Origin of the sequence: Paenibacillus marchantiae, assembly GCF_028771845.1 — a bacterium.
In the GTDB taxonomy this organism is placed as follows: Bacteria; Bacillota; Bacilli; order Paenibacillales; family Paenibacillaceae; genus Paenibacillus; species Paenibacillus marchantiae.
The window spans coordinates 3,956,852-3,981,705 of sequence record NZ_CP118270.1 but is presented as its reverse complement, the minus strand read 5'-3'; the positions used below and the strand labels follow the sequence as shown (position 1 = coordinate 3,981,705).

Annotated in this window: 22 protein-coding genes and 1 pseudogene; 7 read left to right on the top strand and 16 right to left on the bottom strand. The window is 45.8% G+C overall.

Features of this window, described 5'->3' with window-relative positions:
- Nucleotides 1-81 precede the first annotated feature (81 nt).
- Nucleotides 82-1,179, bottom strand: coding sequence for a saccharopine dehydrogenase family protein (locus tag PTQ21_RS18315; RefSeq protein ID WP_274566598.1), 1,098 nt, complete (start codon nucleotides 1,177-1,179; stop codon nucleotides 82-84).
- On the bottom strand, nucleotides 1,163-1,870 hold the full coding sequence (locus PTQ21_RS18310) for a class I SAM-dependent methyltransferase (protein WP_274566597.1): 708 nt from the start codon (nucleotides 1,868-1,870) through the stop codon (nucleotides 1,163-1,165). Before PTQ21_RS18310 ends, PTQ21_RS18315 begins: the two co-directional genes overlap by 17 nt.
- Before the next feature lie 129 nt (nucleotides 1,871-1,999).
- On the opposite strand from PTQ21_RS18310, the gene PTQ21_RS18305 reads away from it, so the two are divergent.
- The gene (locus PTQ21_RS18305; RefSeq protein ID WP_274566596.1) at nucleotides 2,000-3,115 is read left to right on the top strand and encodes a helix-turn-helix transcriptional regulator; all 1,116 of its coding nucleotides are present in this window, start codon (nucleotides 2,000-2,002) and stop codon (nucleotides 3,113-3,115) included.
- 145 nt (nucleotides 3,116-3,260) lie between these two features.
- Here PTQ21_RS18305 and yidC read toward each other — a convergent pair whose 3' ends face one another.
- The 3 genes from yidC to PTQ21_RS18290 form a co-directional block, all read right to left on the bottom strand.
- A complete protein-coding gene (gene yidC / locus PTQ21_RS18300) occupies nucleotides 3,261-4,127 on the bottom strand; it encodes a membrane protein insertase YidC (protein WP_076291022.1) in 867 nt (288 codons plus the stop codon).
- The gene (locus PTQ21_RS18295; RefSeq protein WP_175382604.1) at nucleotides 4,064-4,414 is read right to left on the bottom strand and encodes a hypothetical protein; all 351 of its coding nucleotides are present in this window, start codon (nucleotides 4,412-4,414) and stop codon (nucleotides 4,064-4,066) included. Before PTQ21_RS18295 ends, yidC begins: the two co-directional genes overlap by 64 nt.
- Before the next feature lie 92 nt (nucleotides 4,415-4,506).
- Nucleotides 4,507-6,150: a DUF4153 domain-containing protein gene (locus tag PTQ21_RS18290; RefSeq protein WP_274566593.1), complete on the bottom strand. Its 1,644-nt coding sequence runs from the start codon at nucleotides 6,148-6,150 to the stop codon at nucleotides 4,507-4,509.
- A gap of 134 nt (nucleotides 6,151-6,284) precedes the next feature.
- Between PTQ21_RS18290 and PTQ21_RS18285 the strand changes: the two genes are divergently transcribed.
- Complete coding sequence (locus tag PTQ21_RS18285) at nucleotides 6,285-8,063, top strand: ABC transporter substrate-binding protein (RefSeq protein WP_274566592.1); 1,779 nt, start codon at nucleotides 6,285-6,287, stop codon at nucleotides 8,061-8,063.
- Nucleotides 8,064-8,124: 61 nt separating this feature from the next.
- Here the strand turns inward: PTQ21_RS18285 and PTQ21_RS18280 are convergent, their stop codons facing one another.
- A complete protein-coding gene (locus PTQ21_RS18280; RefSeq protein ID WP_274566591.1) occupies nucleotides 8,125-9,474 on the bottom strand; it encodes an FtsW/RodA/SpoVE family cell cycle protein in 1,350 nt (449 codons plus the stop codon).
- On the bottom strand, nucleotides 9,471-9,806 hold the full coding sequence (locus PTQ21_RS18275) for a PadR family transcriptional regulator (RefSeq protein ID WP_024631897.1): 336 nt from the start codon (nucleotides 9,804-9,806) through the stop codon (nucleotides 9,471-9,473). Before PTQ21_RS18275 ends, PTQ21_RS18280 begins: the two co-directional genes overlap by 4 nt.
- Before the next feature lie 299 nt (nucleotides 9,807-10,105).
- Here PTQ21_RS18275 and PTQ21_RS18270 point away from each other — a divergent pair, with 299 nt between their 5' ends.
- On the top strand, nucleotides 10,106-10,690 hold the full coding sequence (locus PTQ21_RS18270; protein ID WP_274566590.1) for a P-loop nucleotide/nucleoside kinase family protein: 585 nt from the start codon (nucleotides 10,106-10,108) through the stop codon (nucleotides 10,688-10,690).
- A gap of 176 nt (nucleotides 10,691-10,866) precedes the next feature.
- On the opposite strand, the gene PTQ21_RS18265 is transcribed toward PTQ21_RS18270, so the two are convergent.
- From PTQ21_RS18265 to PTQ21_RS18250, 4 genes and pseudogenes are all read right to left on the bottom strand, one after another.
- On the bottom strand, nucleotides 10,867-13,029 hold the full coding sequence (locus PTQ21_RS18265) for a cytoplasmic protein (RefSeq protein WP_274566589.1): 2,163 nt from the start codon (nucleotides 13,027-13,029) through the stop codon (nucleotides 10,867-10,869).
- A gap of 309 nt (nucleotides 13,030-13,338) precedes the next feature.
- Nucleotides 13,339-14,305: pseudogene (locus PTQ21_RS18260) on the bottom strand (sugar phosphate isomerase/epimerase family protein).
- A gap of 176 nt (nucleotides 14,306-14,481) precedes the next feature.
- The gene (locus PTQ21_RS18255; protein ID WP_274566588.1) at nucleotides 14,482-15,678 is read right to left on the bottom strand and encodes an ROK family transcriptional regulator; all 1,197 of its coding nucleotides are present in this window, start codon (nucleotides 15,676-15,678) and stop codon (nucleotides 14,482-14,484) included.
- Nucleotides 15,679-15,901: 223 nt separating this feature from the next.
- Nucleotides 15,902-16,741, bottom strand: coding sequence for a YitT family protein (locus tag PTQ21_RS18250; protein WP_064640909.1), 840 nt, complete (start codon nucleotides 16,739-16,741; stop codon nucleotides 15,902-15,904).
- Nucleotides 16,742-17,116: 375 nt separating this feature from the next.
- Here PTQ21_RS18250 and desA point away from each other — a divergent pair, with 375 nt between their 5' ends.
- From desA to PTQ21_RS18235, 3 genes are all read left to right on the top strand, one after another.
- A complete protein-coding gene (desA, locus tag PTQ21_RS18245) occupies nucleotides 17,117-18,175 on the top strand; it encodes a Delta(5) desaturase DesA (protein WP_079694478.1) in 1,059 nt (352 codons plus the stop codon).
- A gap of 93 nt (nucleotides 18,176-18,268) precedes the next feature.
- Nucleotides 18,269-19,417: a sensor histidine kinase gene (locus PTQ21_RS18240; protein ID WP_063563423.1), complete on the top strand. Its 1,149-nt coding sequence runs from the start codon at nucleotides 18,269-18,271 to the stop codon at nucleotides 19,415-19,417.
- Entirely contained in the window at nucleotides 19,414-20,013 is a 600-nt protein-coding gene (locus tag PTQ21_RS18235; protein ID WP_063563422.1) for a response regulator transcription factor, read from the top strand. The genes PTQ21_RS18240 and PTQ21_RS18235 overlap by 4 nt, the downstream gene beginning before the upstream one ends.
- 142 nt (nucleotides 20,014-20,155) lie before the next feature.
- Here the strand turns inward: PTQ21_RS18235 and PTQ21_RS18230 are convergent, their stop codons facing one another.
- The 3 genes from PTQ21_RS18230 to PTQ21_RS18220 all read right to left on the bottom strand — a co-directional run bounded on the left by PTQ21_RS18230 (nucleotide 20,156) and on the right by PTQ21_RS18220 (nucleotide 22,770).
- Entirely contained in the window at nucleotides 20,156-21,070 is a 915-nt protein-coding gene (locus PTQ21_RS18230) for a hypothetical protein (protein WP_274566586.1), read from the bottom strand.
- Nucleotides 21,071-21,130: 60 nt separating this feature from the next.
- Nucleotides 21,131-21,871: a polysaccharide deacetylase family protein gene (locus tag PTQ21_RS18225; RefSeq protein WP_072732576.1), complete on the bottom strand. Its 741-nt coding sequence runs from the start codon at nucleotides 21,869-21,871 to the stop codon at nucleotides 21,131-21,133.
- A 395-nt stretch (nucleotides 21,872-22,266) separates the two neighbouring features.
- Complete coding sequence (locus PTQ21_RS18220) at nucleotides 22,267-22,770, bottom strand: ferritin (protein WP_063563419.1); 504 nt, start codon at nucleotides 22,768-22,770, stop codon at nucleotides 22,267-22,269.
- 174 nt (nucleotides 22,771-22,944) lie between these two features.
- On the opposite strand from PTQ21_RS18220, the gene PTQ21_RS18215 reads away from it, so the two are divergent.
- On the top strand, nucleotides 22,945-24,207 hold the full coding sequence (locus PTQ21_RS18215; protein ID WP_063563418.1) for an amino acid permease: 1,263 nt from the start codon (nucleotides 22,945-22,947) through the stop codon (nucleotides 24,205-24,207).
- Nucleotides 24,208-24,262: 55 nt separating this feature from the next.
- Here PTQ21_RS18215 and PTQ21_RS18210 read toward each other — a convergent pair whose 3' ends face one another.
- Nucleotides 24,263-24,385 carry a dihydroorotate dehydrogenase gene (locus tag PTQ21_RS18210; RefSeq protein ID WP_090805800.1) on the bottom strand — a complete coding sequence of 41 codons (123 nt, stop codon included), beginning with the start codon at nucleotides 24,383-24,385 and terminating at the stop codon, nucleotides 24,263-24,265.
- Nucleotides 24,386-24,484: 99 nt separating this feature from the next.
- Nucleotides 24,485-24,742, bottom strand: a complete 258-nt coding sequence (locus PTQ21_RS18205; protein WP_063563416.1) for a YolD-like family protein — start codon at nucleotides 24,740-24,742, stop codon at nucleotides 24,485-24,487.
- Nucleotides 24,743-24,854 lie beyond the last annotated feature (112 nt).

The following is a 24,854-nucleotide window of genomic DNA, read 5'->3' as shown; positions in this document are numbered from 1 at the left end:
CTCCGTTCTAGCATGATTATTTGTTCCATCATAGCAGATCGGAGAGCCTGAGCAAAAAAATGATCCAACAACATATATGATTTACGTAATCTTCGTTGTTACTTTCAATGGAAAACGAAGTGCTTCCTGAATATGCTGCAAGGAAAGGCATTGTTCAATGTGAAAAACGCCATGCGGTAGTTCCGTCCGATACATTCTCTCCGCTACCGCCGCCGCAACTGCTGCTGTTGCATCTGCTTCACGCTCGCCAACCAGCAGCTGCTCGAAATGGACTTGTTTGCCCTTTTTCCATCCCACTGCATCTACCTTGACTGCAAACATCGGCTCCCCTCCGGGAATAACCCCAAAAGCCTTGACCGTACCATTACGAAGGGAGGGAATACGCAGTAGTGTGAACAGCCCCATACGTTTCGAAATTGCCATGGATCTAGTCATCCAACGGGAATCGAGACATAACCGAGTGGAAACCGTTGGAATATCAAGTGTACGAGCAACGACGTGTTGATCCGAAAAGTTAAACCGATATGCTTTCCTGCGGCCCAAGTCTGCGCCAAAATCAATCCATTTACCATCGTGAAAACTTTGCACTTCCGCTGGCTTACCTTTTTTCATGACCTGATAGGTAGCATTCATCTGATCCACAGTCCACTCCACCGCGGCTTTTCCGTGTTTTTCACCCAGCCCCAGCATGACAGTAATGTCCGCTTCGTCTACTTGCTCCATATGGGCACCTGCTTCACGCACAAGCAGATTGGTCACCCCAGGCGACAGTCCCACACTAAGCATGGCTGTTGCTTTGGAACGCTGCATTTTGGAATGCAGCTGTTCGACCTGACCCAGAAAGTCATAATTGGCTGAAATATCAATATAATCTGTCTCTGCTTTCGCACAAGCCTCGACAAATTGGGTATCCGCCTGGTCCACACACATGATCACCAACTTGACCGATTGAAGCACAACAGGGTCAATCGCTTTTCGTACATCCAATTGAAGCGGCTGGACTATACCACCCGTAGATCGGCTGAATTTCTCAGCCCGATTCATCCGCGTACCTGCCGCCCATACCTTGCCGGGAAACAATCGTCCCAGTTGCGTACATATCATTTGCCCCACCTGACCGTATCCGCCAACAACCCAAATCTGGTCTTTCACAGAATCTGTTTTAGTCTCGTTTCGCATAATATCCCTCCACCCAAAATGCTCCGAAATAACGTGTAATGTGCGAGAATCCACATTCTCTCATCAGCTCTATCATTTGTTCAGATGAGATGGGGTCCGATTCTCGGCCAAGGGAAGCTGCAAACCGCTCCCATTCTTCAAGCTGAATACGATTACTTAACATGTGATCCTGCCAGGCTTGCATCATGGTTGGATATACAGGCGAATGAAGATCGGCATTCACTGCTGCAATAATGAGTGGCGCCCCAGGCTTGAGTCTGGCCGCTAGATTGGACAGAAACCGTCTTTTGGACTCGATCCCCTGAATAAAATGCAGCATTAGCATACTTGTTGCCCCGTCGTAGACCTCACCTTCCGGTAACGCTTCAAGCGTAATGGATTTAAGTTGCACTCTGGCTTCGATCCCCGCCTCCCGGACTCTTCTCTCTGCTAACTGAAGCATCCGCTGGGAAGGATCTACTCCAGTAAACGTCCATCCCGCATGGCGAGAACCAAGCAGAGCTAATTCCTTACCTCCACCTGCTCCGACAATTAGTATCTCAACTTCGTTGTTATCCGTGATAGAAGCGGCAAGCAGTTGCTCCATCAGATCATGCATATGAGAATAACCCGGAATTTTCAGGGCTATCGATTGTTCGTAACGGTTTTCATCCGCCGTATCCCAGTTCAAAGATGGTTGATTGTGGTCCATCGATACTACACTCCTCATGGATTCAAGTTAGACTTGACTCTTCGTTCGTCTAATTTCATTATAGAATGATACGCAGAGCGTACAATCCCAGAACAATGGGATATCTGCATGTGGAGAGGAGAAAGCTTTATGACATCACGCATGGAACCGAACCAGCGACTCATTACTTCTCTCGAAAAAGGAACCTGGACCTCGCGCACCTACCGGGAAGCTGTCCTGAAACAAATTCAGAACATCGTTCCCTATGACGCGTATTGCTTCACAACAGTTGATCCACAGACTCTTCTCTCAACAGGTGCCGTGACGGAAGACGGCATTGAAGCCATTCATGACCGGCTGTTCGTTAATGAATACATGGAAGAAGATATACATAAGTATGCTGATTTGATTCACAGCGGCGACTATACAGCGATCCTTCATGCATCGATAAGCGAAAACCCTATTGTAAGCACTCGGTATCATAACATCCTTCAACCCGCAGGTTTCGGTGATGAACTTCGGGCTGTACTGGTCAGTGGCGGAGCCTGTTGGGGGTATCTAACCCTATATCGCAAGACGGAACAACCCGTATTCACGGAAGAGGAGCGACTAAGCATTCAGGCCTGGACACCTTCTATTGCTTTGATGTTACGATCAACAAGTCTGACTCTTATGGACGAGATTAAGAGCGGAAGTCCCTCGGACCCTGGTATTATGATCACATCGGACGCTTTCGAGCTGTTATCCGTGAACGCTCCCGCTCAATATTGGCTATCACAATTACGTTTACTGGAGCAGGTGGGACCAGATGTATTGCCGCGCCCAGTCCGTGCAGTCAGTTCGCATTTACAGCGTCAGATTCGTACAGATTCCGACCTGATAGTTGCGCAAGAACCTATCCTTCATTCGCCTTCCAAAGTTTGCATTCAACTCCTGGATGGCCGTTACCTTGTGCTTCATGCCAGCCTCATGCAACAGTTTTCAGGTCCGGATCAGATTGCGATCAGGCTTGAACAGGCTATGCCGCAGGACTTACTGCCATTACTCGCAGAGAGTCATGGGTTGTCCATTCGGGAACGAGAACTATTGGGTTACGTGCTGCGCAGCTATTCTTCCAAAGAAATTGCCGAAGCAATGCATATATCAGCTTACACGGTACAGGATCATTTAAAATCCATTTTTGCCAAAACAGACGTATCCTCCCGCCGTGAGTTAATCTGGTATTTCGTATCCCGTTTCCAGTTGTCTGATGAACCAGCTATTTGAATGTTATAACTGGACATACAAAAAAAGATGCCTTGTCCCATGGGACAAGGCATCTTTACACTGCATTATGGTGAAGAACATCAGTTATATCAACACATACGTTTAATTCATTCAATTCTACTGCACCATTCTCATGAGTGAAAACTTAGGACTTAGCGGGCTTCGCAGGTTTGATGTTTTTGTTCTTTACCTGCACAGCCACGGGCTCTTGCGGGTGTTCCACCGGATACAATTTGCGGAACAATAACGTCTGCAAGACCAGGAATGAACCGCCGATCGTCCAATACAGCGGCATCGCTGCAGGTGCCGAAAGCGAGAAAAAGGCCATCATCAAAGGAGAGATATATCCCATGATTGCGAATTGTTTTCGCTGTTCCGGCGCCATATTGGCTTGCGAAACCTTGGCTTGGATCAGATAAATTATTGCTACCACGACTGCTAGCACATAGTCAGGCGCTCCTAATTTGAACCACAGAAAGGAGTGGGAAGATAGTTCCGGTGTAAGCCGGATAGCCGTGTAGATACCTGACAGAATGGGCAACTGAATCAGCAGTGGCAAGCATCCAATATTCAGCGGATTGAACTTGTGCTTCTTGTACAGCTCCATCGTTTCCTGCGAAAGCTTCTGCTTATCGGCTGGGTCGTTTTTGCCCTCATACTTTTTCTTGAGCGCATCCATCTCCGGCTTCATAGCATTCATGATCACTCGGGTACCTTGCTGAGATTTTGCTTGTCGCATCATCAATGGTAACAAAGCAAGACGGATAACGAGGGTAATCACAATAATGGCTACCCCATAACTTCCATTAAATATCGTTGCGATGTGCTGAATGAGATACGACAGTGGAAATACAACATAATGGTTAAAGAACCCCGGTGTTGATGAATTAATCTCTGAGACGTTGTTACTGCATCCAGCCAGTAGCATCACTGCAAAAAGAATTGCAATTAGGCCATAGATCCGTCCCTTGCCAGATGTAAAAGTGAACCCCTTGCTTGTCTTATGTCCCATATATATCCTCCTCGTTGTTTTGTAGAAAGTACATACAACGAGGAATGGCAATCTGGTTCATCTTCATCCGGGGATTCTCTTCGTCTGACAATTCGACTTAAAGCTTCAGGTCTGTGTTGTCCGTCCAAGGACAAGGTTGGCAATCCAGGTTCCAGACCACCTCCGGCCCCACCTTCCATCCAGTACTCTGTAATGCCGCAATGCAGATGGGCAATATAAGCGTAACTGACTGTGAAAATGAGTCCGAGTGAAAATATATACGGTATCAATTCCTGAAGTTCAAACAAGGGATTCACCCCCTTTATAGGTTAGTTTTTATAGTATAACACTTACATATGGATTTTGCATAAATTCATTGTTGGAAAACAGGTAGATGAATTCATTCCATTCTCAATTTGGACAATTCTAGCTTAGCTCTATGTCTTGCCATATTAAAAGAAGTCCATGAACTCTCTTCACCCAAGTCGAAGTTGGCTTGACGATCCAACATTTCCCCTTTCAAATTCGGGTACTCTCTCTGGGCAAATTCCCGCAATAGCGGAAAGGCATCTGCAGATAAACTCGCCAAGTAGGATGTATCAATAATGCCTGTCTGATGATATCGTGCAATATTGAGCTCCGCAATCCGTTTATCCATACCCACATAGTTGACTGCCACATAGGCTGCTAGGGACAGTACAATATACCAGCGGATCAACGGTATGGAGGTATAACGGATTCGAAGAGCTGCAATAAGCAGCAGTAGCGCCAGAAAAATCATGAATGCATGTACGAGAAATCGAATGTAGGTATATCCATAAGCCTGTTCATACAGGTTGAGGCGTATAAACGCCGAGTACAGCATGATTGCGGAACAACCCACCAGGACAAAGAGCAGCACCTGATGCACAACAGAACCTATTTTGCCGCTTGAACGCGTGAACTGAAGAGCGATAATCAGGATGAAAAAATTAATGCCTGTTACCAGTATCAGCTCCACAAATCCACTTCTTGCATACTCTGCGTAGGACAATTCTGACGGAAGATGTCCCTCACCCGCCCCAAAAAGATAAGAAAATTGTACAAGTACAAACAGAACATACACACAGTTGATGACCAACAGCATCGTGCCCACAATGATGGGGTCCAATCTTAAAGGTTCACGATGAGCTTGAGTAGAAATTGCCTCAGGTGCGGGCTTATTTGCTGGCTGATCCTCTATGATTGAGTTCAAGGAAGGACTCTCCTGTATGGAATTCACGGAAACATCTTCTCGCTTTTCGATTTCTGAAGTAACCGTAATTGCTTTTCCATTTTTCCAATGTGCATTTTCTCTCTTATCTGCTTCATATTGCATTGGCTGCACGAAACCCCATACGTAACTGAACAATAAAACGCTCGCGATGAGAATCCAGATCACTCTCGGAAATCCTGGTGTCAGTGTCATCTGGTTCAGCCATTGGGGAAAACCGGACAAATACTCATTAAAAATCCCATCTGCTGAGGTGAGCAGTGCTACGACCACGATGAGGATGGGAACGGAAGCTATAAGGCCAATGAATACTTTGAAAGCAGCCGTTTTCTGCGTTTTACCTAACCCACGTCCTCCTGTTTTCACAACAATGCTTGCGACCGTTCCCCAATGACGGATGGATTGCGGCAGCAAATGGTCCATCGCGGTACCGATCAATCCAATGTCCCACCATTGTCTCTGTTTTCTGCCAATTAGATAAGTCATATGTAAGATAATAAGCACCGGTACGATCAGGAAATTAAGGATACGCAGCGGTTCATTGTCGTATAACAGAAACGTTAGCGCTAGCATCAGCACCACCCCAGCCATAAAAGCATCAATCATGGTCAATGGCCGCATGCGGTCCCTGGCAAACAAGAACATAAAGCCATAAAAGAGGATAACAAAGATGGGATAAGAAACACCAATATCCTTGCCATAGAACAAATACTGATGAATGATAGCTAACATTAATGCGGATAGTAGCGTAATTAAAGCGCGGTTGGGTGAAGCCATTATTTTATCAATCATGGGAAAAACCTCCATTAAACTTTCTAGGTTTCATTCTAGATGATAAAATAAGAATATAAATAGAAATTAAAAACGATAAAACTTCTTATTTTATTATATTGCATCTGCTACAACCTCCAGGAGGAATCAAAACCTTGAAATTACATCAGCAATATTTGCTGCTTCATAGCCGGTTTGGTCAACTATTAGAACATGAAGTAACGCTCTCTGACCTTGCGGAACTGCTCGAGTGTACACACCGTAACACATTAACAATCGTCAAAAAAATGGTTGCCCAAGACTGGATTCGGTGGGTGTCCCAGCGCGGACGTGGACGGCGTTCTAAGCTGACCTTACTTGTTCCGGCTGATCAAATTGCAGCAGAATACATGATGCAGGCCATGAATCGCCGCGAGTTGCAGCAAGCCGCCGAACAGGTTGGTGCTTTCTCTAGTTCTACGACAATGCAGGATCACCTAAACCAGTGGCTGCTTGGTTATTCTGGACACCATACGGAAGCTGGTAGCCATAATGAGCGAATTGATACGCTCAGGTTACCGATCCGTCAACAACTGCACGCCCTTGATCCTCTTTTTATCAATTTGCTGGCAGAATCTTTTGTCACTAGTCATGTGTTCGACGGGCTGGTTCAACGTAATGAACATGGAGAGATTATTCCTTGTCTGTCTCATACCTGGGATATCAGTTCAGATCGGAAAACATGGTTCTTTTATTTGCGTAAAGGGATTACTTTTCACAATGGACATCTGCTGACAGCCGCGGATGTGGTGTATACATTTGAACGACTGCAATCCACAGAACGGCGGACATTATACCGCGATGTGAGTAAACAAATTCTATCGATTGAAGCAGCAGATCCCTTGACCGTTTGTTTCAAGCTCAAAGCCCCTCACGAACTGTTTTTGCCCTTTCTTTCTACGAGCCGTGCAGCGATTGTTTCACAAGCCGCTTACGGGCAACATAAAGATGGATACAATGAACCAGATCTACCGAATAGCATGCAAAAGCCTATAGGAACGGGGCCTTTCAAGGTCACAACCTGGGATGATCACCTGTGCAGACTTGAAGCTTTTCCGATGTATTTTCAAGGCAGGGCCCATCTGGACCGAGTAGATATTCTACAAATCCCGTGGAGTGCTCCTGCACATTTGGATGAAAAACAAGATATCGAATCTCCTTTCTTCCACCTTGTTCATAATCCATCCTCGTCTGAGGGTAGGGACTGGACACAGATTAGTGCAGGCGTGATGGTACGCAAATTACTCACTTGTAATACACAAAAAACCGGACCGCTAAGCGATCCGGATGTAAGAGCACATGTTCAGGCGTGTATTACTAAATTGTATGGAAGTGGCATGAATGAAAGTAATGAAGCTGATTCAGGAGATGCTGATAAAGTGTTGATGAATGCAGAAGAATTGACTTATTTGTCTCAGCACCCTACTTTTGATCTACCTATCCCCTTGCACATCACAACCATTCCTCAGTATCGGATGGATGCTAGACGTTTGGCATCGTCATTGGAAATGAACGGCTTCACATGTACTGTCCGCATAGGCACGATGGAGCAATTCAAAGGGAACCTGAGACTGGAATCCGATCTGATTCTCTTCTCCTTGATTCGGGACCGGGACGAAAAATTACGCAGGTACGATCTCTATCTCACTTTATCCGAGCATCTGGAGGACTCTTCCAAGAAGAGTGTACAACAGATGCTGCAAACCGTTGTTGCTTCACAAATATCCGCAGACCGAACTGCCGAACTGGACCGAATTGAACAATTTTTGGTGCAGCAGAGTCTATTATTCCATTTAACTGAAAAACCTGTGGAGACTGCCTACCTGCCTTCCGTTCGTGGCCTCTCCTTCAACAGCCAGGGATGGGTAAACCTCAGGCACATCTGGTTCCTGTGAATGCTCGTTAAACGAGCATAACAATCCATTCGTTTCAAGATGCGGTAATGATGTTGCATGCTTATGAACTGGTCATTGGGTCGGCATCCACCTTCTGCCGTATTTTTTCATTTTTCTTGGAAATGGTATCCTTCCGACGGTACACACCGAGAAGTAAACCGAGCATAGCATATTCGAAAAGCAGGTGATTTCCATATCCTATTAAAGGAAAAACAATGCTAAGAATTGGAGCCTTCCCGGTAGTCATCGCCAACGAATAGATGATTTGCAACGCAAACATAGATGTGATACTGATAATTATCATTCGACCGAAATCTTCCCGAATGTGAGGAAGGATCTTCACCATACTGGCAACAAACCAGATGATACCCACCAATAACAGTATTCCGGCTGACCAGCCAAACACATCAATGAGCAGCACACCTGGGTAATCTAAATAACTCGTTTTAAACTTGTCGAACGTTGTATCAATTCCATTCCCCCACCAGCCGGCTGATTGAATAATTTCAATAATGGAATTGTTGCTATAGCCACCGCAAGGGTCATCCTGAAGATTCAAAACGACAGAAAGCCTCTTCAGGCGTCCGTATTGATCTGCAAAAAACAATAACAATACAAAAATACTTCCTGTTACAACAGCACCTAAGGCTGTATAAAGCCATTTTCGCGTGAGCCAACCAAATAAAATAATGGACATTGTGCCAAACAGAAACATGCGAACCCAGTCCGACATTTGAAACAATAGCACTACAGGTAACGCTACCAGAGCAATATAGGTCAATATGGATTGCATATTGCAGTTTGAACGAAGCTTGTCCTGCACAATTGCCCCTATGGCAAGTGGCAAAATCCACACTGAAGCAGTGGTAAGGTCTATTACAAATCCAAGTGGTGCAATCAGGAATCTGCTCATACCATAAAAATCCGTAGATATCATTGGATTAATCCACAAAAGGGCATTAAGTAGAATATATATCCACCAAGCAGCTTTTTTCAACTTACGATAATCAAAGTAAATAAAGAACAACATCAACATTACACCTATAACGGTATACACCACATGCCCCCGATATAAGGACTGATACTTTTCATCTGCGACATTCGTCGTAAAAATCCATATCAGTAACAAGCTAGTTATAGACAAACCAATTAATCCAACTAACAGCCCCCAATGCATACGATGACGATGCAATCTGTGCATACTTTTGCCCACCACTGCGGGATCACCCATCTGATCAATGGCGTATGCAGCTGCCTCTTCCTGGCTCAGTCCCTCTTGCTCCTTGTCCAACATCATTTCTTCCATGTGGTTGCCAAGCTCATCACGCAGATCAGTATGTACTTCACGTGCCTTAACCTGACTACACAGTTGATCAAGATAATGTTTAATCTTCTCATGTCGATCCGTCATGTTAAGCCTCCTTCCCCAAGCACCCGATCCACGGCACCGCGGAATAAAAGCCACTCGGCTTTTTTATGCTGTAACGCCTCCACACCCTTGTCACAGATGGAATAATATTTACGTTTCCTACCTTCAACCTCCATCCAGTAAGACTCCACCCATCCCTCAAGCTCCATCGCGTGCAGAATGGGATATAACGTACCTTCCTTCAAATTAAACACACCTTCGGATTGACGATGGAGTTCCTTGATCAATTCATAACCGTAAAGCGGCTGTTCCTTCAGTAGCGTAAGAATCAATGTCTCCGTGCTGCCTTTAATCATTTGTTTGTTTACCTGCAAAGCTGTCACTCCCTTTGGTTCATGCTTCCACGTCCAATAACTACATCCACTTTTACCACACTTCTTAAAACTTCAACATGTACCTAATAAATCCACTTGGCTACATACATCGGAAATCTATGCATAGTAAAACTAGGTATAATATTACCTGATCCTTCCTTTTCTGTCTAGCTATCAATTGAAGACGTTTGTGATAAAATAAATAAGTCATTTCACACCTGAGGTGTCATCACGAATCTCTTATTCTTACTTAGACATTACATATTCTTTCTACCGATTATGAGGAGGCAATTCAAACCATGAGCAAACTGATTTTCTTTCTTGGCGGGGCCGGGAGCGGCAAAACAACCCTTGCCAAAGCCCTCTCGCGTAAACATAAAGCTGCTTTTTTTGATATGGATATCCTGCTGCGTCCAGCTGCTGAAGCAATAATGACCCTACAAGGACTCGATCCATCCGATCGGGATTCACCGGAATACAAACGGCTGTGCCGTGATTTGGGATATCGTATTACGATGGATGCTGCACTGGACAACGTGCAATTGGGTATCGATACCGTGGTTGTAGGACCCTTTACCAAAGAAATCGGAACTCCGGACTGGATCGAGCAGGAACTCGCACGGATTGGACGTTCCCTGGATGATACAGATGTACGTGTGGCCTATATTTATCTTGCAAATGAAGCGTTGTATCGAGAGCGGATTACAGCCAGAAAATCCCCGCTGGATGAGTGGAAGCTGGAGAACTGGGATGCCTTCACAGCTTCACTTGCCCGTAAACAAGTAGCCTGGCCCTTGCCCGCCTCAGCCGTTGCTTACATTGATAATTCAAATGAGAGCCCTGATATCGCTTTTGCTGAAGTCGAACAACGAATGTACGAATAAAATGTGTAATGGAATGGAACGACCTTCATTTTCTCCATTCAATTTCATGCTACCTATAGGCTCAGAAATATATAATCCACACCAAAAGGGGTATTTGTCATGGTGACCCGCGCAGGTCGAACGTGACAAATACCCCTTTTACAATAATCTATGACTAAACATCCGAACCTACATCGTTACAAAAACTGCTTCATAATATACTCCTGCTCCAGAGGTGTAATCACAGTGCGCTCCACGGGTGGGCCTTCTGTCAGATACTCTGCCACTTCAGCCACACGATTGGATTCCAGTTCCGCTGTAAATACGAGATTGGCCATCCCTAATGTCTCAACCAATGTTCCCCGCGCTTTAGCGTGAAGCATGAATAAGGTATATAAATCTGGTCGTTTCAACTCCGTCATTGCCCGGGCGATCAAAGCCAATTCGGCTTTGTTGTCCCCCAACGGATGATGCACTTTAGGCTGTCTCTTTAAGCCAAGATCGCACCACAAAATGCGCCGCTCCTGTATATCAATAATGGCCGGAATACAAATATGGGAATCTGCCGTCAGATCAATTCGCTCCTGCACCGTTGAAGGTTCGAATTTTTCATCCGACTGTGGCCCCTGACGCATCATCCAGCCAGCATAACACTCCGACAAATCCTTGATAGCATTATCCCTGAATGCGTTAACCATGATTACAATATAACGTGCCCCTAACCTAGAAACGGACGGCAAATGCAGATCCATATACTTCGCCGCTCCATCCGGTGCAGTCACCATAAACCCACTATTTGCAGCTATATATTCATTCGATTGCAGAGGGGTCCGGGATGTTTGGTCCATATAACGCCAATCCTCATCATACAGTGCACCCGACAGATCGGTATCCACACGTTCGATTCGCTCATCACCGCTCAGGCCTTCTCTCCACCACAGAAAAAAACGAACGGTATCTCCTGTGGGTAACGATATCCATGACGCACGCGATAGAGCTCGAAGAGATTCGCTTGCCCGGCGTTTTCCCCATGGAACTGAAAACTCTTGAAGTCTTTCATCAATGTAGACATTACCGAGTGGTGGAAGCACGGCAAACCGTTTCAACAGTGTATGCTCTACCGCCGATATCACCGCATGAACATCCTCAACGTTGAGGGACGGTAGCGGTTGAGTGGAGACATACAGATTTGCCGTGTTGCCTTGGCGGAAAAAGCTCCTCCTGACCTGAAACTCCGTCCGTGTGCTGAAGTGGGCCAACACTCGAAGCAGCGCCCTTGTCGATACCTTCTCTTCCACAGTTTCCATTTTGCTGATCACTTGCTGTACCGGAAAACCGGAACGTATCATTCGGTCCAGCTGACCCATCATCTCTCCCGGACGTTCCGCAAGCGTCTCCACAATAAGCTTGTTATCCTTCTGTTCAAATGCCCGCTCCACTCGGCCATGAAAGGTAAGCGGTCGTTCCCCACGTCGCAACTGGTCCAGCGCCACTATTGCCCCTGGATAACGGTGACGATATTCACCTGGATGCAGTCGCTCGGCCAATCTCTGCCAGCGCCCTTTATATCGAAACAAATCTTCCAGCGGGTTCGAAGCACCCTCCAATAAAGCAAGTATTACCCGACGTTCAGATCGAGTAAATGAACGGAAGCGGGTGTTCTCCTTCAGACTGACATCTCCATCGGAACACGCTACAGCCAGCCGCAATATATCTGTTGCCGTGCGCAAATGTCGCTGGAGTTGCTTCACCGAAGCACGCCCCGCCTTTAATAAAGCCGCGCAATAAACGGCTGCATTTTCCCTCACAGGTATTTGCCCTGCCTCTGGTTCAAATGTGGCCCAGCCTTCGTACTTTGTTGCAAACCAGGTCAACTGCTCTCTTGCAACTGGCATTAACGAAGATTTTGCTGTAAGCAGGTCCATTCCTACTTGGTAAAAATCTGCTTCACTGCCGAGATGAATCACACGCAGTCGCAGCTTGTTCAGCAGTAATATGCGCTGCTCCTGTTCTTGCTCCTTTTCAAGAAGCTGCTGTCTCCAGGAATGCATCAAAGCATTTAAATAAAATTTACTTTCCTGAATATTCATTTTCCGCTTAGGAAATTTCGGATACACGAGGATTTCCTTTAAATTGATTCCTTTCATCTTTCGAAGCTCATCTATCAATTGCTCAAACCAGAAAACGAATCTGTCACGTTCCCAGGTATTCAGCACATCTATCAGTTTCGTCGAAAACGTATATCCCAGCGATTCCAAATTTCTCAGTGCAGTCGCCAATATACGCACAGGCAGCTTGCCCTTGCGCTCTGCAATGATCACTTTCAAATTCCTGCTGAAATAGATTGAGAATAAGTCCATCACTTGTACTCTCCCACATGACGATAATATATTCAGCATTGGTATACTTGGCCTAGCTCGTGGCGGTTCTTCATATGTATAACACAGTCCAAAAAACTAAAAAAATCAGGGAAGCGGCACCCCTAATACCATTGTAAGAGTTCAGAAGGAAGGGATACCATAGCCTGATTAATGCATATTATATCTTATAATTACAGATTAGAAAATATCACATCGGAAAGAGAGCGGCAGAATACCACTTAACCCAAAAGGTAAGATTATTCTGACCGCTCTCTTTATGTTTATTTTCACCGCTGTTCTCTTGCCAGATTATCCGTGCTGCCGTGCCGCTTGACGTCCGGCGATACGAGCTGTAATTAACTGGTGACTCTCATCAATCTCTTCCGGTGTGCAGGCTGCTTTCAACTCATATACTTTGACCGGAGAACGATCAATGATGTCCAGAAATGAATCAAAAAATGCCATGTCCTTACTATGGATATAAGGACACCAATGATCCGACAAGCCTACCGTCTCATGAATATGTACCCCGACGACATGGTCGATCAATTCATTTGCTTCACGTACATTGTCATAGAGCCCCATTCGATCCATCATCATACCGTGACCAATATCGTACCACAATCCGAGTGGTGCCCCTTTCATGCTGCGGATAAGTGCGCCCGCCTCCTGCAGCGTCGGCATTTGGTAACAGCGAGATCGGGTTTCAATGCCAAAATTCACCCCATACCCGCGCTGTTCCGACAACTCGCACACTTCTTCCAGACTCTCCTGAATTCGCTTCAGGTAATGTGCACTCCCCGCCTCGCGCTTCTCAATCATCTCTTGCCATAACGATTGATAGTCCGTGGAGTCCGGCCCTTGATCGTGATATATCTTTTTCAATGCTTCATCAATATTATATTCAAACGGCACCTCGCCTGGATGCACGACAACTGCCTTCGCACCATACCGATGTGCATATTCAGCTGAACCGAGCAGCAGTTCAATGGCCCGCTTACGACGAGGCTCATCGTCGAAACCGAGCAGAACCGAATCGGTTCCATAATCGGGATCAGCTACATGCGGAAACGTATTTGTGCACACTGGATATGCCGATTTCTCCCCGTTCAATCATCGGTTCAATCGTTTGCAGCAATTCGTCCGTCACGTTATAGTTTAGCTCCACCTGTCTGAAGCCTAGGGATTTGATCTCCTCAATCATGCCCTGACCCGTAGTGTGACGTTTGATGTTCCAGCAAGTTGAAAATGAATATTCCTTTTTGTCGGTAAACATAGCTTTGTCCTCCTATATGCGATGTTCAACCCGTTCAATGTCTGATGAATCTTCTCTATTTTTAAATCAGCCTAGCTGATTGTTTAATTCAAATCTCATTTTGTTCGCGGTTAACGGTTAAGCCAATTTCGATCTCGCCCATCCAGCTTACCTTTATCATTATTGAAGTAACGCCCTTATTCCAATGCCTCATGCTGAAGATTCAGCATCGTCTGTTGCAAGGCTACCTGCACTGCTCCAGTCACTACAGCCCGCTCGCCCAGCTCTGAACAGATCAGTTCAGGCTTCGCCGGGAATTGATCAGATACGATCTGTCTGAGAAACGGCAATAACACATCCCCATTTCCCCCGATACCTCCGCCAAGTACAATGAGATGGGGAGCAAGCACGACACAGATATTCCGCAGAGCCGAAGCAATCATTTGGCTGTATTGTTTCAGAATCTTCACAGCCTGCGATTCTCCACCTCGGGTAGCTTCAAACAGTTTCTCAGGAGTCAGGTGTTCACGAAGGTATTCTATACCAGAATCAGGACCCTCAAGAAGACTGGCATCCAACTGACGCTTGGCCAGTTCCATCAGACCTTCCGCTGACAAAACATCCTCCAATCGACGCCCCTCTTCCAACAACATCTCCGCGAGCTCGCCTGTCAAACCGCCCATGCCTCGTAGCAATTGCCCGTTCACCATGATGCCTGCACCCGTTCCAGTACCGATGGAGAAAAACACAAATAGATTGGAATCCGCTGCTGCTCCACCCCTGTACTCCCCCAGTGCAGCCAGGTTCACATCGTTCTCCAGGATCACTTCACACGGGAAGGCTCCCGACAATGATTCAAGCGAGAGCAACTTCTCCAATCCCTCTAACGGGGCAACGATTCGATCAATATCACCAGAGTCCGGCAGTACAACACCTGGAATGCCAAAACCAATATATTGGATTTGATCCCAATTCAATTGATTTTCCGTCAGTAATTCATCCATATGGCTTCGAAGCACATCAAGGATTGCCGTCCCTGCTCGATCACCGCTTTGGACCGATAATGTTGGATACGTTCTGTAATCCACAATCTCACCATTCAGATCAGAGAGTGCGATCCGAATTCGGGTTGCCCCAATATCAATACCACAGACATAGTAAGCTGTTTCATTGAATCGAATGAGTGTTGCTTTGCGACCCTGGGCATTGTCGGCTCTACCGGTTTCTAACACCAGATTTCGTTCAATCAGATGTTCAATCGCCGACGACACCGTAGGTTTGCTGAGTCCGGTCTGACGACTGATATCTGCCCTGGACATCGCACCAGTTGCGATCAGCGCATCCATAATCAAATTCTCGTTCAGATTGCGGATATACTGCGGTGTGCCAGCCATTTTATCGCCTCCTTTTATAGTTAGTTAAGTTTCTTAACGAATTAAATTTAATATATCATCGGCTTTAAAACGTGTACAGCTTTTTGTCTGTATCGGATGATATGATTTCAAAATCAAGGCCTGATCTCATCGTAATCATTCAATTTCGACTTTACATTATGTAAATCAAAAAAGCCGCAGTGATAAACACCGCAGCTCCTTACTTCCTTATATATACGTTTCATTACGATTTGGACAATTCAATGAATCCTTCACCAAATACGTCACGCACATCATGGATCGTTATGAAAGCAATTTCGTCCTCCGCTCGCACAATCTTCTTCAGCATCGGAACTTCTTGTTTGCTAATGACAATATATAAGATCTCTTTCGGGTTTTTCGTATAGTAGCCATGACCAGACAAGACGGTAACTCCCCGATCCATCTTCTCAATGACCTGTTGAGCAATGGCATCCTGTTTGGTAGATATAATCGTAACTGCTTTTTTCGGATTGAGCCCTTCAATAATAAACTCCATCGTTTTGGTTCCGACGAACAACATGACAATCGTACACATCAAACCTTGCGGCCCTATAATGAAGAAAGACGAGAACGCCACGATCAGATCGAAGAATAACAGTCCATAACTGATGTTCCAATCCAGATATTTATTGGCAAGCCGGGCCAGAATAACGGTGCCCGCCGTTGTGCCGCCTACTCTAACAATCATGCCGATACCCAGACCGGCAAATAATCCACCAAAAATAGTATTGATCCAGAGCTCGTCCGATGCGATCGTCCAGCTCTCGGTTAGGTGCAGGAACAGCGAGTTAAATACCACCGCAATAATGGTATACACCGTTGTCGTTCTGTCCAGAAATTTGTACCCCACAAGTAGCAAAATACCATTCAGGAGCAAGTTCATCAGTCCAGGAGACCATTCAAAGAGGTAATACAAAATAATTGTAATCCCTGTAACGCCGCCTTCAGCCAGATCATTCGGGATGACGAACAGGTTTACTGCAAGTGCAAACAGAAATGCACCCGCCATAATAAATAGAATATCCGTTATTCTTTTCTTCATCATGCACTCCATCCAATCCATCAGAAAATCAACCTATCAACCAATTTCATAAGTTGTCATAACCACTCAATGATAGATTCTACCATGCCCGGCACAAAATTTGTATACATAATACAAATTGTTGCGCAAATTGTACAAAGGAATCTAAAAATACTGTTTTTCAGGCTCTACAAAGCAGGTTTTCTTCATCCACCCATGACAAATGTCATGGGTCATCATTGATATTCATCATTACAGTGTACTGACGTTTATGACTTACTGCACTGGACGCATTCTTATACAATGATAAAAACGCCTCACTTGGAGACATCTTCCCAGGAAGCGTTAGGTTAGAACTGATTACAGTTATTGACCATTGAAGGAGGACGTAAGTCTATGAGCAGAACCAAAGAAATGGCCCTTAAAAAAGAAGTGACCCCTTATGAGAAAAATAATCTTCGCCTGAGTATCCAACAATTAGTGAATTCCATACTACCACTATTATTATTATGGGCCGCAGCGTACTATAGCCTGTCCGTGTCCTACTGGCTGACATTTCCGATTGCCCTCGTAGCCTCGGGGTTTGTACTTAGAACGTTTATCATCTTCCACGACTGCTGTCATGGTTCATTCTTCAAAAGCAAACGTGCCAACGACATTCTCGGTACGATTACAGGTGTATTAACCCTGACGCCTTACCTGCAATGGAAAAATGAGCATTCCATTCATCACGCCACCAGCGGCAATCTGGATAAACGTGGAGTTGGCGATATCTGGGTGATGACGGTTGAGGAATATAAAGCCGCTTCCCCTTGGGGCCGTCTCTTCTACCGTATTTATCGTAATCCGTTTGTCATGTTCGGTATTGGACCCATTTATGTATTCCTGTTCGCCTACCGTTTTAACCGTAAAGGTGCAAGACGCAAAGAACGCATGAATACTCACCTGACTACAGTGTTGATCGTAGCTCTTTATGCCTCCATGTGCTGGTTAATCGGCTGGCAGGCTTTTGTCCTGGTGCAGGCACCCGTCTTTTTCTTCTCTGGCTTCTTCGGCATCTGGCTGTTCTACGTACAGCATCAATTTGAAGATACGTACTTTGAGAATGAAGATGAATGGAGTTATGTGAAGGCTGCTGTTGAAGGTAGTTCATATTACAAATTGCCTAAACTGTTGCAGTGGATCAGCGGCAATATCGGGTTCCACCATGTGCATCACTTGAGCCCACGTGTACCTAACTATTACTTGGAAGAAGCACATAATGCAACACCACCATTGCAGAATGCAACAACGATTACGCTACGTTCCAGTCTGGCTGCCCTGCGCTTCCGTCTATGGGACGAAGAATCCAAGCGTTTTATTAGCTTCGGCGAGATCAAAACGTTATCCCGCAAGCCTTACGTTCAACCGCCTATTCGAGTAAACAACCAAGCGGGTCTGACAGAGAAGCCTTAACTCTGTCGGATTCGTTTTCTTGTATTCAGGCTAAAGTCATGCTACAGTCAGGCTAAGTTTGAGTACAATGCAAGTCCGAGGAGGAGAATTTTCATTCAAAAGTGGATGCAGCTCTTTTATAAAAATACAGGTTTAAATCCATATGTATGGCTCGTCTTTTTCATCCTGCCCTTCTATTATATTTCACAATATTCCAAATTGTGGCCCATGGTTGCGGGAATCTTCATCATTCTGTTCTTCTTTGTTTGCTATCTGCTTGCCTTCATCACAAAGGGCTGGCAGGTGTATATGTGGATTGGGCTGCTGATCGCCATATCAATTACGATGACCATCGCTTATGATTATGCCTATTTCTCATTGTTTCTTGCTTTTTTTATTGGGAATATTAAAAATAAAGCCGGCTTTTTCACCCTCTATTCGGTGAACCTGGCAGCCAGTTTTCTAACTATTAATTATAGCTTCATCAAGCAGAGCACCCTACTGCTCAGTCAGTTTCCGTTTGTATTCATTAGTCTCATGGCATCCATTCTGCTTCCGATCAGTACGTATAACAAAAATAAGCGTGAACAGTTGGAAGGCCAGCTGGAGAATGCCAACAAACGGCTGGATGATCTGGTGAAAATGGAAGAGCGGCAACGTATCGCACGCGATCTGCACGATACACTTGGACAAAAGCTCTCTCTCATTGGTCTGAAAACCGATCTGGCGAAGCGTCTGCTTCGCATGAATCCTGATCAAGCCGAGATTGAACTGAACGATCTGAGACAGACGGCAAGTACGGCCCTGAAGGAAGTCCGGGAAATGGTAACGACCATGCGTGGCACACAGCTGGTGGATGAACTGTTCCGTGCCGAACAGATTTTGAAGGCCGCTTCCATTGAATTTGTACTGGAAGGCAATCCGAAGTTGCAGGATACGTCACAACTAAATGAAAATGTACTCGGCATGTGTCTGAAAGAAGCCGTTACGAATGTCGTAAAACACAGTCAGGCAACGGTATGCACCATCCGAATCGAGGAAACACTGTCCGATAATATAGTAACGGTTCAGGATAACGGAGTTGGAATCGAACGTACCCGCAAGCAAGAACGGCGCGGTACCGGAATCTTGGGAATGAAAGAACGACTTGAATTTGTGAACGGTTGTCTGGATATTCGTTCCGGAGCAAACATGGAAGGTACAGGCATTGTCATCCATGTTCCCAAGCTGGTCCGCAAACCGATAAAGGAGGTTGAACAATGATCAGGATCGTAATCGCCGAAGACCAGCGTATGATGCTGGGGGCCTTGTCTTCCCTACTCAATCTGGAAGAGGATATGGAAGTGGTAGGTCGTGCAAGCAATGGACAGGAAGCTCTTTCTCTCGTTAGGGAGCTTACACCAGACATCTGTCTGATGGACATTGAAATGCCCGTCAAAAGTGGCCTGGAGGCCGCTGAGGAACTGAAAGGTATGAGCTGTAAAGTCATTATTTTGACAACCTTTGCCCGGACCGGATATTTTGAACGTGCTTTGAAAGGCGGTGTACGCGGTTATCTGTTAAAGGATAGCCCGATCGAGGAACTGGCCGAATCAATCCGTCAGGTCATGAATGGGAGACGTATTTTTGCACCCGATCTGGTAGACGAGGCTTATGTACAGGAGAACCCGCTGACCGAACGTGAAAATGCCGTTCTCGGCCTGATGGCAGACGGTAAAAATACAAAGGAAATAGCCGGACATTTATTTATTACAACCGGTACGGTGCGAAATTACATCTCTATTATCCTCAACAAGTTAAATGCAAGTAACCGCATTGAAGCCATCACTCGTTCCAAAGAAAAAGGGTGGTTTAAATGAAAGTACCGCTTTAACCCAATGAAACATAAATAAGCAAGGCACACCTTCCCATCGGTGTACCTTGCTTATACAAGGATAGGCTGGCCTGGAGTACTCACTCCGGTCCAGCCTATTTCCTTTTGGAACCTATTTTAGTTCCATACTATACTATTTTTACAGAAACAACCATGCCCAAAGCTTCCAGTGGCACCTGCTCGGTCTGGAGCTGATGAATCTGCTTGCCATCTTGCCAGGAGATCGTTACATTAACGCTTTTACCACCGCTTGGGTACTGCACGTTCACGAATCCTTTATCCTTTGGTGCAGGCAGTGTATGGGATTCCAAGTATTCCACCATTCTCTTCGCAATCCCCGGATTATTCATGTTATCTTGGGAGACGGATCGAATTTGAAGCGTCCATCTACCTTCTGTCCATGTCAGATACTGACTGCCCGCCGCGCCTTCAGCCACACCCTTGATGTCATGTCCCAGATCCACAGTCATGTCCTCAGGAATGTCTTTCAAATCTGTCTCAGGGAAAATATCCGTACTGTTCGGGTCTTTATACGTCTTCACTTCATAGGATGCCAGAACAGGTACCTTGCTGCCAGAGGCCGTCAACGAAGCATCGTTAACCGCAACAGACTGGTCAGTGGAATAAAAGTTAATGTGGAACGCATCTGAAGTATTCGATGTGATCGCCGCAGTCAGATGTTTTCCCTTTTCCAAGGGAAATGAAGTAGGTAACGAAGCGTTCTTCATCTTCAGCTGACTGCGAATGTCCTTAATGACATCGTTCGCACTTTTCTGGGTTTGATCGTTACTGCCCGTTTCCGAATTTGATGTCCCGCTTCCCGCAGAACCTTCCGTCCCCGTTGTTTCCGTTGTATCTGTTCCGCTATCTTTCGTTCCATTGGAGAAATCGGCTCCTCCACTGCCTGACTGAGCCTGTTCACCAGCCGCGGGGGACGTGTTGTCCACTGATGATGGTTTGGTATCCTGACCACCACACCCCGCAAGAGCAAGCAGCACTGCTGTTGTCACAGGAATCGTCATCCATAATTTAGGTTTGCTCATGTTGTTGTCCTCCTTGAAGCCGTTATTGGAATCAGCTTACATTGTTGTCTCGCCTGAATTTTAACGTTTGTCATTCCAGAAATTCACGGGCTGCACTTTCTTGGTCAGCACTTCAAACTGGTAGCCTTCTGCTTTCAGTGTTTTTAACACTTGCGGAAGTACTTTCAATGTCGCTTCCTGGTCATGCATCAGGACCACAGGGGTGGTTCCGCTCTTTTGAACATTATGGATCTGCTTCATCACGCTGTTGTAAACTTTCTGATGATCCTTCTTGTATTTCCAATCTTCGGAGTCGACATTCCAATCCCACAGATGGAATCCACCCTGACCTAGTAGAACATTGCGATATGCCGGTTTGAGATACGGTTTGCTGCCGTATGGAGTACGAACGAGACTGGTTTTGACACCTGCCACTTTATTCAAGCTTTCATTGGCCTGCTGCATTTCTTTCAAGCCGCTGTATGCGGATTTATAAAATTTACTGGGAACATGCGTTACGCCATGCAAGCCCAGTCCATGTCCATCTGCAACAATACGCTTGGTGGCCTTCTGAAACTTCTCCATCTGAGGTCCAAGCATGAAGAATGTCGCCTTGGCATTGTACTGATCCAGAATATCCAGTAATTGTCCCGTATGGGCGGTCGGCCCATCATCGAAAGTTAGATATATGATTTTGGAGCTCGCTTTATTTCCAGCATTCTTGGATGCGGATGATGTAGCTGAAGCCGACTGCGGCAATAGCAATGGAATGATCAATAGAATAGCAAGTGCGGTGATGAATGTTTTACGAATATGTAGCATAATAAAAGTCTCCCTTATGTCTTGTATTTCCCCGGGTGTCTATGTTTCTCTCAGTGCAGCCCTTGGCGATAATCCTAATACTATCAAAAAGAGTGCGTCCCATTCTCGCTTCAAATGCTACGTTCGAGTTACACTTTTGTCAGATTACCCAAAAAAATAAAACGAATTTGATAGATTTGCTCGAAAAAGAACATCCGTCGGGATAGATCAATGTTGACATATATTCTATTAACCCAAATTGTGGTTTCTGATAGATTCATTTCTGGAATTTATATGAAGAGAGCAAAGAAGCTTAAAATGGTATAACAAAAAAGCCTGCCCGAGAGCAGACTTTTCATATGTAGATCGATTTACTTGTCGTTCGGATCAATCCTGTTGCTTTGCTTAGTCCCCTCTTACTCCGCAGGAGCTGTGAATGAACGTTTACCAAATTCGGCGTCCAGCATGTAGAAAGCATTGCTATCTTTTTCGATACGGCGCAACTTCTGGATGATATTATCAAACAGAGCTTCCTCTTCGACTTGCTCATCGATGAACCACTTCAGGAAATACATCGTGGCATGTTCACGCTCATTCAGGGCAATGTCAGCCAGATTGTAGAATTTCTTCGTGTTTTGCTGCTCGTGTGCATATCCGTGTTCAAACACATCCAGCATTGAAGAATATTCATTCTTCGGCTCTGGCAATGCAGCAAGAGTAGCGCGTTGTCCGCGGTCATTCAGGAATTTGTATATTTTCATGGCGTGGAACCGCTCTTCCTCTGCTTGTACGATGAAGAAGTTGGCAAATCCGTCCAAGCTTTCGCTGGAACAGTATGCGGCCATCGCCTGATATACGTGAGCCGAATAAAATTCGAAGTTCATCTGTTCGTTCAAAGCTTCTGTCAACTCTTTACTCATTAGGGATACACCTCAATCTTTCTCTAGGGATAGTTTTATTTTATCATAACGTCCGCACGACCGATATCGAAATTTCTACAAAATTCGCCAATGACTGATTGCCTCTCTTCCTATATAATTACATAGTTCTCGCTCTAAAATCATTTTATTCTGGAAGGCAGGCCATTTTATTTCATGAACACATCTTCTTCGCAGCTCAAAAAAACGATAGGTATGCCGCAAGCTGTTGCGCTTTATATAAGTGCAGTTCTCGGTTCAGGTGTCCTGATTGTACCCGGACTTGCTGCCGAACTTGCAGGACCAGCTTCACTTCTCGCCTGGGGAGGCATGGTGCTGCTGATTCTCCCACTCGCCCTATCCATGGGATTACTCTCAGCCCGATACCCGGACGCAGGCGGTGTATCCCATTTCGTCACCCTCGCTTTCGGACAACGGGCAGGAGCCGTGGTTGGATGGTTCTTTCTAATGTCCGTTCCCATCGGTGCTCCCGTGGCTGCCCTTACAGGTGCAGGCTACATGACGGCTGCGCTGGGACTCGGGGAAGGATATAGAACAGCGATTGCCGCCCTCATGCTGGCGGCTGGACTGATCATTAACATTGTAGGCATGCAGGTTGCCGGAAAGGTACAGATTGGCGTTGTGCTAGCGATTATTATCGTGCTAGTCATGGCATTTGTATTTGCTATTCCGAATATGCAATCCATACATTTCACACCATTTATGCCAAGTGGTTGGGTCAGCGTGGGTCAGGCTGGGGCCATTCTGTTCTGGTGTTTTATCGGTTGGGAAGCTGTATCTCACCTGTCTGAAGAATTTACTGATCCACGCAAGGCAGCTATCAAAGGCGTAACCATTGCTGCCATCATTGTAGGTGTGCTCTATTTCCTGACTGCACTGGCGACAGTCGGAACCCAAAGCTATCTTCATGGCGGAGCTGATGTCTCTCTCGTATGGATCATTAGTCAGGCTCTCGGTTCCTGGGGTGGATTACTTGCTGGGCTAACTGGCATATTCATTTGCACCGCTACGGTCATTGCGTATGCTGGTGCCGCATCCCGTGTCGCCTATGCACTGGCAAGACAAGGATCCGCCCCGCAATGGATGTCCCGCTTATCCAGTCGGTACCATACACCAATTGCTGCAATCGGCTTCCTGGCCATCTGCTTCACTCTCGTGTTAGGCATATACGGATCAGGTCTGGTGTCACTCACCACACTTATTCAGTTGCCTAATGCAACGTTCATTCTCACCTATCTTGGTGGATGCGCAGCCGGAATACGCTTACTCAAGGGAAGTCGTACTGGGGTAACCATCAGTTGGATTTCCTTTGTGGCGACAGCCATTGTGTTCCCTTTTGCCGGGTGGGCCGTTCTCTACCCTGTGGTGATCGTCGTTCTGTACGGACTTCTCAGCCGCAAACGACAACACAAAATATAAACAAAAAAAGCTCTGCCGCGATGGCAGAGCTTCCTTTATTCATCTGGAATAATAATTATACCAGGAATGCTTTGGAGATGATAACCAACAGGATAAACAAAACCAGAATGGCACCTACAGAAGTAAAACCTCCGTATCCGTAGCCTCCTCTTGCTTCTCCACCTAATACTTCGCTCATTGACCGTACCTCCTCTGCAACAGGTATGGGTTATCTTATGCAGGGAGAATGGATTTGACAGGGCGGATGCCCTGATTCAGATCCTGTTTATCATCTTTTTCAAAACCGTGGGGAATCAATGCGCATAATATCCAGGAACGGCACTTTGGCCGTAAATTCTTCCTCTGTATACTCCACATGCACTAGCCGGGTACGTGAGTCCAACTTCACAATCACCCCATGAACCTGATCTTCCTTGCCCCATACGGTCAGCAACACTTCCGAACGTTCTTGATACGCCTCAACTAGTTGGTTCCCCAGCTCTTCCAGTTCAAACTCATCCCGGGTAGGTCTTTTTGCAACTTTTGCTTTTGCCAATGTAGCGGCCTCCTCTATAGCTAATCCGACACCCGAATCCACGGGTTATTTGCCGAGGTCATATTTAATTAGTATACCATTCATTCACCTTCGTGTAATGTCATGACTCCAT